Source organism: Rathayibacter sp. AY1B6 (assembly GCF_002932755.1).
In the GTDB taxonomy this organism is placed as follows: domain Bacteria; phylum Actinomycetota; class Actinomycetes; order Actinomycetales; family Microbacteriaceae; genus Rathayibacter.
In genome coordinates this window covers 1-14563 of the sequence record NZ_PSWL01000018.1, presented here as the reverse complement: position 1 = coordinate 14563, position 14563 = coordinate 1, and the positions used below count along the sequence as shown (strand labels likewise).

Below are 14563 nucleotides of genomic sequence, written 5' to 3'. Positions count from 1 at the left end.
ACTCTCCACTCCGACAGACCAGGTGAACCATGGCCACGCAGACCGCTCTCGACGCCGTGCGCGCCGCTCCCACTCTGCTCGAGGCCGTCCGGATGGCCGACGAGCTGACGGTCGCCGCGGTCAGCGACGGCGGCGGCCGCGCGGTACGGCTGCTCACCCGAGCAGCCCTGGACCCCTCGGACCAGCTCACCGCGATCGCGGCCGTGCACTCGCTCGCGCAGGTCTTCGACGAGGAGGCCGACCTCGCGCTGCTCATGCTGCTCGAGGACGAGCGCCCGTACCTCCGCGAGCACGCCGCCTGGGCCTTCGGCGGGCGCCTGCCCCGCCCGGCCGCGCTCGGGCCGCTGCTGCGCCTGGTCCGCGACGGCGCGTTCTCCGGCATGCTCGCGCAGCGCACCGTCCTGCTCTGGGCCTCCTCGACCCCCGACCTCGTCGCCGTCGCGCTCGAGGGCGCGCTGCTCGGCGAGCGCGAGGCGGCGGCTCGGGCACGGCTCGTCGAGACCCTGGGCCTCGTGCCCGGCGCGATCGCCGAGCGCACCCTCCTGCACGTGGCCGCCGATCGCGCGGAGGGGGTGGAGGCGCGGGCCGCCGCGACGGACGCGCTCGGCGAGCGCGGCTCCGACGACGCCGAGCTCCTGCTCACCGGCCTGGCCGAGGATGCGGCGCCGATCGGGCCCCTCGCCCGGCTCGCCCTGGGCGACCTCGCCCCCGGACCGGCCGTGGAGGCCGGTCCGACGGTCGCGCAGCTCTTCGTCCACGCCGACATCGACGGGACTCTGACCCGGGTGGGAGCCGGAGACAACGGCGGGATCGCGACCCTGCTGGTGCGCCTGGGCGACTCGCTCGTCGAGCAGGAGGGGATCGACCGGGTGCTCACGCTGTCGCGCGGGACTCCGGCCGAGGCCGAGCGCGCGCTCGGCGAGCTGCCCGGCTCCGGCCACGGCTTCGCTCCGGTCCCGTTCGTGGGGCCCCCCGTCGCCATGCCCCAGGCCTGGAGCCGACGCATCGCCGCCGAGCGCGGCATCCGCCGGATCCTGCGCAAGGCCGGCCGGGTCGACGTGCTGCACCTGCGGATGGCGGACGTCGGATCCCTCGCGGCGGCCGCGGTCGCCCGGGAGCTCGAGATCCCTGTCGTGTTCACCCTCGCTCCGGACCCGCACGCCCTGATCGCGGGCCTGGACGCCTCCGGCGCCCTCACCCGCGCGGACTTCGGCGAGCGCGACGCCGCCGAGCACTTCTGGTTCCGCGTGCGCCTGGTGCAGCGGCTGGCCGCCGACGCCGCGCACACCGTCCTCTTCCCGCGGGAGGAGCTGGCCGCGACCATCCGCGAGCTGATCGGCGTCGACATCACCGCGCACCCGGAGCGGCACACGATCGTCCCGGAGGGGATCGACGTCGGCCTCGTCGAGCGCGGCGAGGCGGCCGCGCGCGCCTCCGCCGCCGGTGAGCCGGTCGCGCTGGACGAGGGCGGCGACCTGGCCTCGCTCGACCTCCTGCTGGAGAGGCTGCCCGAGCACCGCCGCGGCCTCCCGCTGCTGCTCAGCGTGGGCCGCCTGCACCGGGTGAAGGGGATGGCGGCGCTCGCCGAGGCCTGGGCGTCCGACCCCTCGCTCCGGGAGCGCGCCAACCTGCTCCTGGTCGGCGGAGACCTCGCCGACCCGAGCCCCGACGAGCGCGAGCAGCTCGACCGCATCCGCGCCGTCGCGTCCGACGGTCTGCTCCTGGCCGGCCACCGCCCGAACGGGACCGTGGCCCGCTGGCTCGGCGCGATCCGGCACGGCCGACCGGGGCTCTCGGCTCCGGGAGGCGCGTACGTCTGCGCGAGCGTCAAGGAGGAGTTCGGCATCGCCCTCCTCGAGGCGCTCTCCGCGGGACTGGTCGTCGTCGCTCCGGCGACCGGCGGGCCCGCGACCTACGTCGAGGAGGGGGAGACCGGCTTCCTGGTCGACACCGCCGACCCCGCAGCGCTCGCCGCCGGTGCCGCCGCCGCACTCGATCTCGCAGGAGGCCCTCTCGGCGAGCACGCCGCGGCCCGCGGGCGCGCGATGGTCGCCGAGCGCTACACGGTGCAGGCCATGGCGCACGCCCTCTCGGGCGTCTACGCGCAGGCGACCGCGGACCAGGAGCGTCCCCTCCGCTCGCCGCTCGCGCTGGGGGCCTCGTGACCCTGCTGATCATCAGTCCCGACTACGCGTCGCACCTGCTCCCGCTGGCCACCCTCGGCACGGCGTGGCAGGAGGCGGGCGAGCGCGTCGTCGTGGCGACCGGCGACGCGACGCGCTCCATCGTGGACGGCTTCGGCTTCGAGCACATCGCGCTCCGGCTGGGGCGCGGCTCCAACCCGGGCACGATCCGCGCGGAGGAGCAGGCGCCCGACGAGGGCGCGTCCCTCCGCGGCTTCTTCGACGCCACCCGGCGCGGGATGGTCCCCACCCTCGCCTACCAGGCGCGGGAGCGGCTCACCGACCTGCTCTGGGATCCGGCCGGCGTCGCCGCGCGCCTGCGCGTGATCCTCGACGAGGTGCAGCCCGACGCGATCGTGGTCGACCACCTCGCCTTCACCGCGCGCGTGGCGCTGAAGGCACTGCGCGTGCCCTACGGCGACGTCGTGCTCGGCCACCCCAGCGCGCTCACGGTGCCCGGCGAGGTCTACGGCTTCCCTCCGGTCTGGCCGGACGCCTTCGCACCGGAGCCGGACGACCTCGATGCGCTCCGCGCCCTCTGCGAGCAGGTGCGCGACTCCTTCACCGCCGAGTGGAACGCCGCCCTCGCCACCCTCGACCCCGGAGCGGCGCCCAGCGCCGACGCCTTCGCCGAGAGCGGCGACGTCCTGCTGCTCAACTACCCGGGCGAGCTCCACGACTCGGCCCGCACCGCGCAGCTGCCGCCGCACGCGTTCCTCGGCTCCGCCGTCCGCGAGGAGCCTGACGACGCGGAGGTCGAGGAGTGGCTCGCCGCGTCCGAGGATCCGGTCGTCTACGTGAGCTTCGGCAGCTTCCTCTCGGTGCGCGACGACGTGCTGGCCCGGGTCGTCGAGGCCCTGGCCGGCGTCGAGACCGGGGGCAGGCCCGTCCGGGTGGCTCTCGCCTCCGGCGCGACCGAGCGCTCGGCCCTGGGCGAGGTCCCCGAGGGCTGGCTGGTCCGCGGCTTCCTGCCGCAGGTCGCACTCCTGCGCCGGGCCGCGCTGGCGGTCAGCCACGGCGGCAACAACAGCGTCACGGAGGCGATGACCGCGGGCGTGCCGCTCGTCGTCCTGCCGTTCTCGACGGACCAGTTCGCGGGGGCGGCCGCGCTCGAGGACGCCGGGTTCGCCGCCGTGCTCGACCCCAACGCCGCATCCGCGGGAGAGCTCGCGGAGGCTGCGCGGCGGATGCTCGCACTCGACGCTCCCGCCCGGGAACGGCTGACGGCGCTCGCCGAGGGCCTCGCCCGCGAGACGGGGCCGCAGCGGGCCCTCTCCGCCCTGAGCGGAGCGACCGTCCAGCGCTAGCCTGGGCCGATGGTCGAGCCGACACCCCAGGACGCGCCCCTGCGCGCCGAGCGGGACGCTGGGCGGGCGGAGCCGATGCTGCGCGCTCTCGGCGCGTTCGGGCGCTTCGAGGGGATCGTCCCTCCGCTGTTCGAGGCGGCCGTGCGGATCCTGCACCCCTCCGACGACCCGCCCCGGCGCTGGCGCGAGGTCGCCGAGCGGGAGGGGACGCTCCTGCATCCGCTCGCGCAGTGGTACTCGCTCACCGGCGAGCATCCCGACGAGTACCCGGAGCCCCGCCTCGGAGTGCTCCCGCTCGACGAGCTCGCGGCCGTCGCCGCCGTGCTCGCGGAGCACACGAGCACCCCCGACGACTGCCTCGCCGTGTTCTGGGAGGGGTTCGGCGTGCTGAGCGGCGGGTCGCGGATCCTGATCTCCCGCTCGGACGCCTCGGAGGAGCTGCCCGAGTGGATGAGCGACACCCGGCCGACCGGCTGGGAGCACCCCGAGACCGCCGCCGCGGCGACGGTCGAGCTGCCGGGGCGGGAGGGGCCTCTGCTCTCGCTCGACGTCAGGGTGCTCGAGGACACCGCGTGGGCGCGCGCGGCGGGCTTCGCCGACGCCTCCGGGCTCGTCGTGCAGACTCCGCTCGCGCTCTGGCCGGAGGACCGGGCCTGGTACCTCGCGAGCGAGGTCGATTTCGACTCGACGCTGATCGGCGGCTCGCGCGCCCTCGTCGACGACCTGCTGCGGCTCTCCGCCACCGGACGGATCGAGGCGCTCCTGCTGCCGGAGCAGGTGGACCTCACGAGCACCGGCGACCGGCTCAACCCGAGGCGGCGGTGACGGAGTGAGCGACGAGGACGACGAGCGCTGGCTCGTGGTGAAGGGCCGCCGGTGGCGGCGCACCGATCCCTCGCTGCCGGAGGACGTGGTCGCCGGCCTGACTTCGCACCTCGGGCGAGGGCGCTCGGGGGTGCGCTCCGCCCGGCTGCACGAGGACGCGGAAGCGGAGGCGCTGGCGCGCAGGAGGGTCGGGCTCGCCAAGCACGGGCTGGGCGAGCGCGGACCGGCCTGGTGGGACGAGCCCGAGGCCGATCGGCTCGAGCGCGCCCGCGAGGCGCTGCGGGCGCTCGAGGAGCTCGACGCTCCGGAGGACTGATTCGGCTGCTGCATCCCCCGAGCGTGCTCGTCGGGCCGCTCCGGCGGGACGCGCCCGAACGGATCGGGGGAGAAGGCGGAGAACCGCGGCCTGTGGAGGAGGACCGCCCCGCCGCGGACGTCGCCCGCCCCGCCGCAGGCGTCGCCCGCCGCGGAGACCGCTCGCCGAGGCCGCCCCGCTCCTAGCGGAACCTCACCACGAAGCCGTCCTCCGGCCCGGTCGGGAAGCTCTGCAGGCTCACGCGCAGATCCTGCCCGTCCTCGACGTCGTACGGGTGTCCCGCGACCAGGAGCTCCAGCGCCGCGGACAGCAGGTCGACGGTCGCCGGCTCGCCCGGGCACCGGTGGTCGCCTCCGTAGTGCCCGCCGCCCTGCGCGTTGAAGCCGTCGCGGTCGACCGGCGACCGGAACCGCTCCGGATCGAAGCGTCCCGGAGCCTCCCAGTGCGAGCCGTGGTCCGTCGCGTAGAGGTCGAGCAGCATCCACTGCCCCACGGGGAGGGTCTCGCCGCGGAAGTCCAGCTCCCGTCGGGCCCGTCCTCCGACCATCGGGAAGAACGGGGAGAAGCGCCGCACCTCGTTCGCGAACGCGACGCGCTCCTCCTGGTCGGCGAGCCGCTCCCGCCACTCCGGATGCCCGTGCAGCGCCAGCGCCGCCAGCACCACGAAGCCGCCCACCGCGACCGTGGGCCGCAGCAGGTTGATCAGCTCCACCGCGGCGACCTCGACGGGCAGGAGGCCGCCGTCCTCCTTCTCGTGCGCGATCCGGTGCAGGGGGGTCGGGGAGGGCCCGGCCGTCCGGCTCGCCTCGATCAGGCCCCGCGCCCACCGCTCGGTCGAGCGGCGGCGGAGTCGCGCGGACCAGTTGGGCGGGCCGAAGCGCCCGGCGTTGTCGATCATCGCCCGGAGCTCGTCCGTGCGCCGCAGCACCTCCTCCTCGTCGGCCTCGATGCCGGCCCACGACAGGACCGCGCGGCCCAGGACCTCCGCGGCGACGTCCTGGAGGCGGACCCGCTCGCCGGTCAGCCGGGCGGCGGCCGCCTGCCACTCCCGCGCGAAGGCGGAGACCAGCCTCGACCGCTGCTCGGGCGTCTCCACCAGGTCGAGGAACATCCGCTTCCGCCGCCGGTGCGGCTCGTCCTCGAGGGTCTGCACGCTGCCCTCGTCCTGCAGGAGGTGCAGCACCGAGCCGGGCAGCGCGCCCTCGCGGTCGAAGCGCCCGCCCTCGTAGAAGAATCGCGCCGCCTCGATGCCGCGCGCCACGATCACGGGCCGTCCGAGGATCCGGGTGCGGAACGCGTCCGCGCCCACGTCGTCGAAGCGCCGCGTCCCGAAGAGGTAGCCGTCGGCGAGGACGGCTGCACTGCTGTCGATCGCGGGGAGGGCGGGGATCGAGGGGGCGATCAGCCGGCCGATCCCTCGGTGTCGTCGCCCTCGGCCTGCGAGGGCTTGTCGACGCCCGCGTCGTCGACGTGGTCGTGGTTCTGCGGGTTCTCCTGCGACTGCCCGGTCCGGTCGGTCATGGTGCTCCTCTCGCGTCGGCGCGGTGCGCGCCTCGCGGCCCACGGTAGGAAGAGCGGCGCGGACCCGGGTACCCCGTTGACTCGCGGGGGAGGGGCGGGCAGACTCCGCCGCCGTCAGCGCCTCCGCAGGAGGACCGGCGCGGTCGCCCAGACCACCGCGAGCAGCAGCAGCACGCCTCCGCCCGCCCACAGCCCTGCCGGCCCGCCCAGCACGACGTCGAACACGAAGCCCACGACTCCGACGAACAGCAGCGACCCCGCCGCGAGGCACACCGTGACCACCCGGTTGCCGAACCGCACCAGCTCGGCCTTCCTCCGCCGCTGGAACAGCAGCCGGTGGGCGATGACCGGCGCCAGCGCCAGGATCGTGACGCACGCGGCGAGCAGGACGAGCACGAGGTAGAGCGCCACGTCCGGCGGCGCGAGGTCGGCGAACCGCTGCTGGAAGCACAGCGTCAGGAGGAAGCCGCCCAGGATCTGCGTGCCGGTCTGCACGACCCGCAGCTCCTGCAGGATCTCGTTCCAGTTGCGGTCGGATCTCTCCTCCACCGTCTCGTCGCGGCCGGAGTCGGGGGCGGAGGGGTCGACGGGTCGCTCGCTCATGGAACGAGGGTAGGGCTCAGCCGAGCAGGGACTCCGCCAGCGAGATCGCACCGCGCACTCCGGACTCGTCGCCGAGGGCGGGGCGCACGATGCGGATCCGTCCGCCGCCCGTCCCCGTCGCTCCAGGCGCGCCCATCAGCCGCTCGACCTCGGCCTCGACCGCGGGGACGAGGCCCGGCGTCTTCGACACGCCTCCGCCGACGACCGCGAGCCGCACGCCCGCGACGTAGGCGAGCGTCGTGACGAGCTGTGCGAGGTAGTAGGAGCTGAAGCGGAGGTTCGCGGCCGCCTCCTCCGGGCCGAGGCGGGAGCCGTCGACGCCCCAGCGCGCCGAGATCGCGGGACCGGCGACCAGGCCCTCGAGGCAGTCGCCGTGGAACGGGCAGGTGCCGGCGAAGCCGTCCTCGGGGTGGCGGCGGGGCAGCAGGTGCGCGACCTCGGGCCAGCCGCTGCCGGCGAGGAGCCGTCCGCCCGCGATCACGCCGCCGCCGACTCCGGTGCCGACGGTCAGGTAGACGAAGTCGTCGACTCCGGTTCCGGCGCCCCAGCGGGCCTCGCCCAGGGCGGCTCCGTTGACGTCGGTGACCAGCGCGAGCCGCGCGCCCGGTGCGGCCGCGCCGATCGGGCCGAGGACGTCGGTGCCTTCCCAGCCGAGCTTCGGCGTGGAGGTGAGGTGTCCGTAGGTCGGCGAGCCGGGGTCGATGTCGAGCGGGCCGAAGGAGGCGACGCCGACCGCGGCGACGGTGCCGTCGACTCCGTGGCCGCTGACGAAGCCGGCCAGATCGGCGAGAGTCTCGGCGGGCCCGCGGGTCGGCAGGGTCGTCGTCGCGAGGATCCGCTCGGGATCAGCGGCGTCGGCGACCGCCGCGACGACCTTCGTGCCCCCGGTCTCGATGCCGACGAGGAGGGGACGGTCGGCGGTGGCGCTCATGGATCTCCAGGGCTGCGGTGCGTCTCGGGTCTCAGCAGGCGGACAGCGAGCGCACCTGCGCCGACAGGGTCAGGGGGCTGCCGAGGAGCAGCACCTGATCGAGGTCGTGGCCCTGCATCTTCACACGGGTGCTGCGCGGCAGGCAGGTCGGCTCGCTGAGGTAGAGCGGGGCGCCCTGCTTCGCGGCGACCGGGCCGACGGCCAGCGCGTCGGCGAAGCCGGTGGCGGTCGCGAGGTAGACGGTGTCGCCCAGCTCGGACGGCGGGAAGACGTCGTTGAGGTGTCGGCTGGTGTCGTGGCGGTCCGTCCCGGCGATGCGCGACACGGTGTCGGCGATCTTCGCGGCGCGGAGGTCGGCCTCCACGGCGGTCGAGATCGACGGCGCACCGCCGAGCAGCTGCACGGAGGAGGGGTCGAGTCCGGCGAGGGTGTCACGGGTCGGCTGGTCGAGGCGCGAGCGGGCGCCGTCGACGAGGAGGACGGGCTCGGCGCGGCGGCCGGCGATCGGCGCGACCGAGAGGGCGTCCGGGAAGTTGGTGCCGGTCGCGACGAAGACGTTCTCGTAGCTGCCGTCGGGGAAGGCGTCCTCGACGATCCGGCGCGAGGTGTCGTAGCGGTCGACGCCCTCGATGCGCTCGGTCGGGATCCCGAGGGCCTTCACCTGCTGGAGCACCGACTCGCTCACGGAGAGGGCGCTGCCGACCACGACGATCCGCTGCGGGGCGAGGCGGCGCAGCTCGTCCGCCACCACGGCGGGCAGGACGCTCGGGTCGGTGAGCAGGAGGGCGCCGCCCTGCTTCGCGGCGGCGGGGCCGGCGCTGAGCGCGTCCGGCCAGTTCGCTCCGCTGGCGAGGTAGACGACGGGGGCGCCGTCGGCGAATCCGGAGGCGGTCACCGCGACGGCGGTCGCGTACCGGTCGGTCCCGGCGAGGCGGGCGACGTCGGAGGAGTAGGCCGACGGGAAGAAGTCGATCCCGCTGCGGCCGCCCGGCGGCACGGACACGACCGCGCGCTCGTCGAGGCGGGCCAGGCGCGAGAAGTACTGGTCGTCGTAGGCGGGGTACCCCGGCTCCACGAGGCGCAGGAGGTAGTCGCCGGCGGGCAGGGCGAGGTCGCTCGTGTCCCACGCGCGGGCGGCGCCGGGGGCTCCGGTGACGGGGACGGAGTCGAGGAGCGTGTACGTCCCTCCGTCGACCCACCAGGCCTGCACGTCGAAGGAGGGGGAGGAGACGCCCGGGACCGCGTCGGCGGTGATCGATCCGGACAGCTCGGCGGTGCGCAGGAGGGAGATGGCGACGGACTCGTCGGTCCCCCGGGTCGTCCTCGCGGCCTCGGCGATCGGGGTGTCGCCGAACCAGGTCGGGTACCAGTCGTCGCTGCCGATCAGGTTCGCGCGGACGGTGAGGGGCTCGCCGCCGGGAACGGGGAGGGAGAAGTCGGCGCCCGTGTCCGCCTCGGCGACCACGTCGCCCTCGGCGTTCTGGACCTGGACGTAGAAGGACGGGTTCGCGGGGGCGGGGTGCTCCTCATCGGCGTCGCGGAGCGCGATGGTGCCGGAGAGGACGACCTCGGCGGCCGCCTCCTGCGCGGCGCTCGCGCCCGGGAGATCGGGGGCGGCGACGGCCGGACCGGCGGCGAGGCCGGCCAGCAGGAGAGCGGAGACGCCGATCGCGGCGAGGGAGCGTGCGGGCACGGCGGGCCTTTCGGCAGGATCCGCGGGAGGCCGCGGCGGACACGGTGTCTGAATGCTAGCCGCCGCCCGCCTCAGGGCGAGGGCGGGTGTCGGCGGGATGGGCCCCCGTCCGGGGGACGATGGTGGTGGATTCCCGGGGCCGCCGGAGGAGTCCGCGCGAGCAGGCTCCCTCGGCGACCCGGGTCGGATCCCCTACTTGACGACCGCTGCGGTGGCGGCGGAGGTGCGCGTCGCCGTCGTGTAGTCGGCCTTCTTGCCGGTGACGGTCACCGTGATCTTCTTCCCCACCGCGGCGCTGGTCGGCTTGTAGGTGGCGGAGGTCGCCCCGGAGATCGCGGTGCCGTTCGCCTTCCACTGGTAGGTGAGGGCCACCGGCGAGGGACCCCAGGTGCCCGGCTTGGCGGTCAGGGTGGAGCCGACCTTCGCGGTGCCGGTGATCGTCGGGGTCGCGGCGGAGAGGGTGCCCGCCACCACGGCGCTCGTCTTCGCGGAGGTCTTCGTCACGGCGGTGAATCCGGACTTCGACCCTGTGACCGTCACGGTGATCGTCTTGCCGAGAGTGGCGCTGGTCGGCGTGTACGTCGCAGACGTCGCCCCGCTCAGAGCGGTGCCGTTCGCCTTCCACTGGTAGGCGAGGGCGACGGGGGAGGGGCCCCAGGTGCCGGGCTTCGCGGTGAGGGTCGAGCCGACCTTCGCCGTGCCGCTGATGGTCGGCGTCGCAGCGGTGATCGCGCCGCCGGTCACGGCAGCGGTCCCGGAGGAGACGCGTGTCGTCGAGACGTAGCCCGACTTCGAGCCCGTGACGGCGACGGTGATCACCCTGCCCGCGTCGCCCGCGACCGGACGGTACGTGGTGCCGGTCGCCCCGCTGATCGCGGTGCCGTTCGCGCGCCACTGGTAGGCGAGGGCGACAGGGGAGGGGCCCCAGGTGCCGGCGCTCGCCGTGAGCGTCGAGCCGACCGCGGCGGTGCCGGTGATCGTCGGGGTGGCGGCGGTGAGAGCGGTGCCGCCGATGACGACGCTTCTCGTCACGCCGTCGCTCTCTCCGGCGGAGTTCAGAGCGCTCACCCGCAGCGTGTAGGCGGAACCGACGGTCAGATTGGAGAACGTCTGCGAGAGCGTCGACGCCGACACCACAGTGGTCCAGGGCCCGGCTCCACTGTTGTCGAAGCCGTCGCGGGACACGCGATACCCGGTGATCGAGGTCCCCCCGGTGTCGGTCGGAACCGTCCAGTTCAGGGTCGCGCTGCGGGTGGAGCTGTCGGGGATCGCCACGACGGAGCTCGGCTCGGAAGGTGCGCGGTGCGGCTCGACGACGATCGTGGTCGTCGCGGACTCGCCCTGACCGATCTTGTTGAAAGCGGTGACCGAGAAGGTGTACTCGGTATTCGCCTTCAGATTCGTGAAGGTCTGGCTGTAGGGCTGAGCGGAATCGCTCCGCACGGTGCTCACAATGGTCGACCAGGGCCCGCTGCCGCTCGCGTCAGTGCCGGACCGGCCGACGCGATAGCCGAGAATCGGCGAGTTGCCGTCCCCGACGGGCGGCTGCCACGTCACGACGACCCGCCGATCGGAACCTGCAATCGCTCGCAGTTCTGTGACCGGCATCGGGGTGGAAGTGCTCCACGATGCGGTTGCGCATGCTTGTTCGCCGGAGGAGTACTCCGGCGTCTCGTCGCCCATGTATGCGAAAGTCTCGGCAACGACGCAGAAGTTGTACTTCTGCCCCGGCTTCATCTGAGTTGTGGCCTCCATCGTCTGCGAGTCGACGAGGTCCCCGTCGTAGTCCGGATAGCCCTCAGCGGAGGAGTACCAGTGATAGCGATCGAAAGAGCAGAGCATCCCGTCCTTCGTCGGCGGAGCCCATCGCCACGTGACGGTACCGGTGCCCGACACTTCTCCTGTGACCTGAGCCGGAGCCGGCGCAGTCCACCAATGGTCGAGTGCCGTGGTCGCGCTCGTGCTCTGGGTGCTGGAAGGCACGAGCAGGACTCCATCGGAACCTCCCTCGAAAGGAACGCTGAAATCGGTGACGCTCGCCACCTCGATGTAGTAAGGGTCCTGGTCGGAGCGGAGATCCACCGTGATCGACGTGGCGCCTGAAGCGGAGTAGAGCCGGACGGAATCGTTCCATCCGCCGCCGTCCCACCAGTCGCCCTTCTTCATGTAGATGTGCACGCGATAGCCGGCGACCTTCTGCGCGGGTGCCGTCCACGAGATGGTGACGGCGTCCGTGCAGCTGTTGTCAGAAGCGACGACGTTCGTCGGCGCCGCAGGCGATCCCGCGGCCTGGGCCGGGGTCGCGACGAAGAAGGAGAGGAGCAGGGCGAGGAGAAGGGAGACGCTGAGGGTCTTCGTTCGCATGGGGGAGGGCATCCGGATCCGTCGGAGAGAGAAGTCCGACGACTGTCGAGCCGGGGGGATCGTCCCATGTGCTTCTCCGGCTCGCTGAGTCCCCCATTCTGGGCAGAATCTCACGAAGTCCGGGATTGTCATCGGTGCGGTGACAAGAGGATCGGAGAGGCTTTGTCGAAGAAAGGCGTGGTGTGTAGCTCGGGATCATCGGGCTCCGCCGCTCGCCATGACGACCGCGGCACTCCTGTGCGCGAGACCCGCTATGCACGCGCGTTCCGTGCGCGCCACGGCGAGAATCGCACGATCGGCGCGTGCAAGACTGGGCGCGAGCGTGCTCCATCCCGCTGCGTCACGCGCGGGGCACGGAGCCACTGGACCCGGTCCGCTCATCCGCATCCTTTCGCAGGAGGACTCGAATGACCGATACCGCCGTGCTCGCTGAGGCACCCGCCCGAACCCCCGTCGCGAAGACGATCCTGATGTGCCGCCCCGAGCACTTCACCGTCGTCTACCGCATCAATCCGTGGATGGACCCGCAGGTCCCCACCGACACGTCCCTCGCCGTCCGGCAGTGGCAGACCCTCTACGACACCTACGTGGAGCTCGGCTTCACGATCGAGCTGATCGAGCCCGAGGCCGGTCTGCCGGACATGGTCTACGCGGCCAACGGCGGATTCGTGATCGACGGCATCGCCTACGGCGCCTCCTTCACCTACCCCGAGCGCCAGCCCGAGGGCCCCGCCTACATGGACTGGTTCCGCTCGGCCGGCTTCGACGTCCGCGTCCCCGAGGAGGTCAACGAGGGCGAGGGCGACTTCCTCCTCGTCGGCGAGCGGATCCTCGCCGGCACCGGCTTCCGCTCCGCCTCCGACTCGCACGCCGAGGTCGCCCGCGTCTTCGGCCGCGAGGTCGTCACACTCGAGCTCGTGAACCCGTCGTTCTACCACCTCGACACCGCGATCGCCGTGCTCGACGACACGACCATCGCCTACCTCCCGAGCGCGTTCAGCGAGGAGGGCAACAGCACCCTCCGCGAGCTCTACCCCGACGCGATCCTCGTCTCGGAGGAGGACGCGTCCGTGCTCGGACTGAACTCCTTCTCCGACGGCCTCAACGTTGTGATCGCGTCCCGCGCGACGGGCTTCGAGCGCCAGCTGCGCGAGCGCGGCTACAACCCGATCGGCGTCGACCTGTCCGAGCTGCTGCTCGGCGGCGGCGGCGTGAAGTGCTGCACGCTCGAGCTGCGCCGCTGACCCACTCCCACCGGCCGGCGACGCCCTCCCGCAGCGCCTGCCCACCCTCCACTGTCCACGAGTCGTCGCACTCGACGCCGAGTGCGACGACTCCTGGACAGTCGATCGTCCCCTCAGGAGGAACGACATGAGCATCACCGACACCACCACCGCCCGCTCCGCCGCCCTCATCGCCGCGGAGGAGGAGCACGCCGCCCACAACTACCACCCGCTGCCCGTCGTCGCGGCCACCGGCGAGGGCGCCTGGATCACCGACGTCGAGGGCGTCCGCTACCTCGACTGCCTCGCCGCCTACTCCGCCGTGAACTTCGGCCACTCGCACCCGGTGCTGCTGGAGGCGGCCCGCGAGCAGCTCGGCCGCGTCACCCTCACCAGCCGCGCGTTCCACAACGACCGCCTCGGCCCGTTCGTCACGGCGCTCGCCGCGCTCGCCGGCAAGGACATGGTCCTGCCGATGAACACGGGCGCGGAGGCGGTCGAGTCGGGCATCAAGGTCGCGCGCGCCTGGGGCTACCGGGTCAAGGGCGTCGCCCCGGGCAGGGCGAACATCGTCGTCGCGGCGGGCAACTTCCACGGCCGCACCACCACGATCATCTCGTTCAGCGACGACGCGGAGGCGCGCGACGGCTTCGCTCCGTTCACGCCCGGATTCCGCACGGTCCCGTTCGGCGACGCCGCAGCCCTCGAGGCCGCGATCGACGACGACACCGTCGCCGTGCTGATCGAGCCGATCCAGGGCGAGGCGGGCATCGTCGTGCCGCCGGCCGACTACCTGCCCGCCGTCCGCGAGATCACCGCGCGCCGCAACGTCCTCTTCATCGCCGACGAGATCCAGTCCGGCCTCGGCCGCACGGGCGCCACCTTCGCCTGCGACCTGGTCGGAGTCGTCCCCGACGTCTACCTGCTCGGCAAGGCGCTCGGCGGCGGCATCGTCCCGGTCTCGGCCGTGGTCGCGGACGCCGACGTGCTCGGCGTCCTGCAGCCGGGCCAGCACGGCTCGACCTTCGGCGGCAACCCGCTCGCCGCCGCCGTCGGCCTCGCGGTCGTCGAGATGCTCGCGACGGGCGAGTACCAGGCCCTCGCCCGCGAGCGCGGCGCCCAGCTGCACGCGCGCCTCCAGTCGCTGATCGGCCGGGGAGTGGTCGCCGTCCGCGGCGCCGGACTCTGGGCCGGCATCGACATCGACCCGCAGCTCGCCTCGGGCCGCGCCGTCTGCGAGGCCCTGATGGCCCGCGGAGTGCTGGCCAAGGACACGCACGGCTCGACGATCCGCCTGGCGCCGCCGCTGGTGGTCACCGCCGCCGAGATCGACTTCGCCGTCGACGAGCTGGAGGCCGTGCTCGAGTCGCTGCGCTGAGGCGCGCCTCCCGCTCGCCGCGAGATGCCACTTCGGTACGCGACACGCCGTAGCGGGCGTACCGAAGTGGCATCTCGCGGCCGGGAGGAGAGTGCCGATGAGACGGCACGTCTCATAGGCGCAGGACGCCGCCACCGCTCTGCGATACTCGCGCGATGAGCACACCTCTCCCGCCGGAGAACACCCCGCCCTCGTCCCCCGACCAGCCCGCCGCGGGCC

At 73.6% G+C, this 14563-nt stretch carries 11 protein-coding genes; 6 read left to right on the top strand and 5 right to left on the bottom strand.

Going from position 1 to position 14563, the window contains the following annotated elements; translation table 11 throughout:
* The first annotated feature begins 29 nt into the window (after positions 1 to 29).
* Genes C5D08_RS10830 through C5D08_RS10815 form a run of 4 tightly spaced genes read left to right on the top strand, consistent with a single transcriptional unit; the run spans position 30 to position 4631 of the window.
* Positions 30 to 2165, top strand: coding sequence for a glycosyltransferase (locus C5D08_RS10830; protein WP_104277037.1), 2136 nt, complete (start codon positions 30 to 32; stop codon positions 2163 to 2165).
* Positions 2162 to 3490, top strand: a complete 1329-nt coding sequence (locus tag C5D08_RS10825; protein ID WP_104277036.1) for a glycosyltransferase — start codon at positions 2162 to 2164, stop codon at positions 3488 to 3490. Before C5D08_RS10830 ends, C5D08_RS10825 begins: the two co-directional genes overlap by 4 nt.
* A gap of 9 nt (positions 3491 to 3499) precedes the next feature.
* Positions 3500 to 4315: a hypothetical protein gene (locus C5D08_RS10820; protein ID WP_104277035.1), complete on the top strand. Its 816-nt coding sequence runs from the start codon at positions 3500 to 3502 to the stop codon at positions 4313 to 4315.
* A gap of 4 nt (positions 4316 to 4319) precedes the next feature.
* A complete protein-coding gene (locus C5D08_RS10815; RefSeq protein WP_104223799.1) occupies positions 4320 to 4631 on the top strand; it encodes a biopolymer transporter Tol in 312 nt (103 codons plus the stop codon).
* Positions 4632 to 4812: 181 nt separating this feature from the next.
* Here C5D08_RS10815 and C5D08_RS10810 read toward each other — a convergent pair whose 3' ends face one another.
* The 5 genes from C5D08_RS10810 to C5D08_RS10790 form a co-directional block, all read right to left on the bottom strand.
* The gene (locus C5D08_RS10810) at positions 4813 to 5940 is read right to left on the bottom strand and encodes a cytochrome P450 (protein WP_104277034.1); all 1128 of its coding nucleotides are present in this window, start codon (positions 5938 to 5940) and stop codon (positions 4813 to 4815) included.
* A gap of 326 nt (positions 5941 to 6266) precedes the next feature.
* A complete protein-coding gene (locus C5D08_RS10805; protein WP_104256068.1) occupies positions 6267 to 6755 on the bottom strand; it encodes a DUF6328 family protein in 489 nt (162 codons plus the stop codon).
* Between the two features lie 16 nt (positions 6756 to 6771).
* Complete coding sequence (locus C5D08_RS10800) at positions 6772 to 7686, bottom strand: ROK family protein (RefSeq protein ID WP_104277033.1); 915 nt, start codon at positions 7684 to 7686, stop codon at positions 6772 to 6774.
* A 31-nt stretch (positions 7687 to 7717) separates the two neighbouring features.
* Positions 7718 to 9379 carry a cell wall-binding repeat-containing protein gene (locus C5D08_RS10795; protein ID WP_104277032.1) on the bottom strand — a complete coding sequence of 554 codons (1662 nt, stop codon included), beginning with the start codon at positions 9377 to 9379 and terminating at the stop codon, positions 7718 to 7720.
* A 192-nt stretch (positions 9380 to 9571) separates the two neighbouring features.
* Complete coding sequence (locus C5D08_RS10790; protein ID WP_181110103.1) at positions 9572 to 11743, bottom strand: fibronectin type III domain-containing protein; 2172 nt, start codon at positions 11741 to 11743, stop codon at positions 9572 to 9574.
* 407 nt (positions 11744 to 12150) lie between these two features.
* Here C5D08_RS10790 and ddaH point away from each other — a divergent pair, with 407 nt between their 5' ends.
* Positions 12151 to 12987: a dimethylargininase gene (gene ddaH, locus C5D08_RS10785; RefSeq protein ID WP_104277030.1), complete on the top strand. Its 837-nt coding sequence runs from the start codon at positions 12151 to 12153 to the stop codon at positions 12985 to 12987.
* 127 nt (positions 12988 to 13114) lie between these two features.
* Entirely contained in the window at positions 13115 to 14344 is a 1230-nt protein-coding gene (rocD, locus tag C5D08_RS10780; protein WP_104277029.1) for an ornithine--oxo-acid transaminase, read from the top strand.
* The last annotated feature ends 219 nt before the right edge of the window (positions 14345 to 14563 follow it).

Excerpts from the sequence above, each read along its gene's own strand:
- C5D08_RS10820 (WP_104277035.1), top strand. The coding sequence starts at position 3,500 with ATGGTCGAGCCGACACCCCAGGACGCGCCCCTGCGCGCCGAGCGGGAC.
- ddaH (WP_104277030.1), top strand. The coding sequence starts at position 12,151 with ATGACCGATACCGCCGTGCTCGCTGAGGCACCCGCCCGAACCCCCGTC.
- C5D08_RS10800 (WP_104277033.1), bottom strand. The coding sequence starts at position 7,686 with ATGAGCGCCACCGCCGACCGTCCCCTCCTCGTCGGCATCGAGACCGGG.
- rocD (WP_104277029.1), top strand. The coding sequence starts at position 13,115 with ATGAGCATCACCGACACCACCACCGCCCGCTCCGCCGCCCTCATCGCC.
- C5D08_RS10790 (WP_181110103.1), bottom strand. The coding sequence starts at position 11,743 with ATGCGAACGAAGACCCTCAGCGTCTCCCTTCTCCTCGCCCTGCTCCTC.
- C5D08_RS10805 (WP_104256068.1), bottom strand. The coding sequence starts at position 6,755 with ATGAGCGAGCGACCCGTCGACCCCTCCGCCCCCGACTCCGGCCGCGAC.
- C5D08_RS10830 (WP_104277037.1), top strand. The coding sequence starts at position 30 with ATGGCCACGCAGACCGCTCTCGACGCCGTGCGCGCCGCTCCCACTCTG.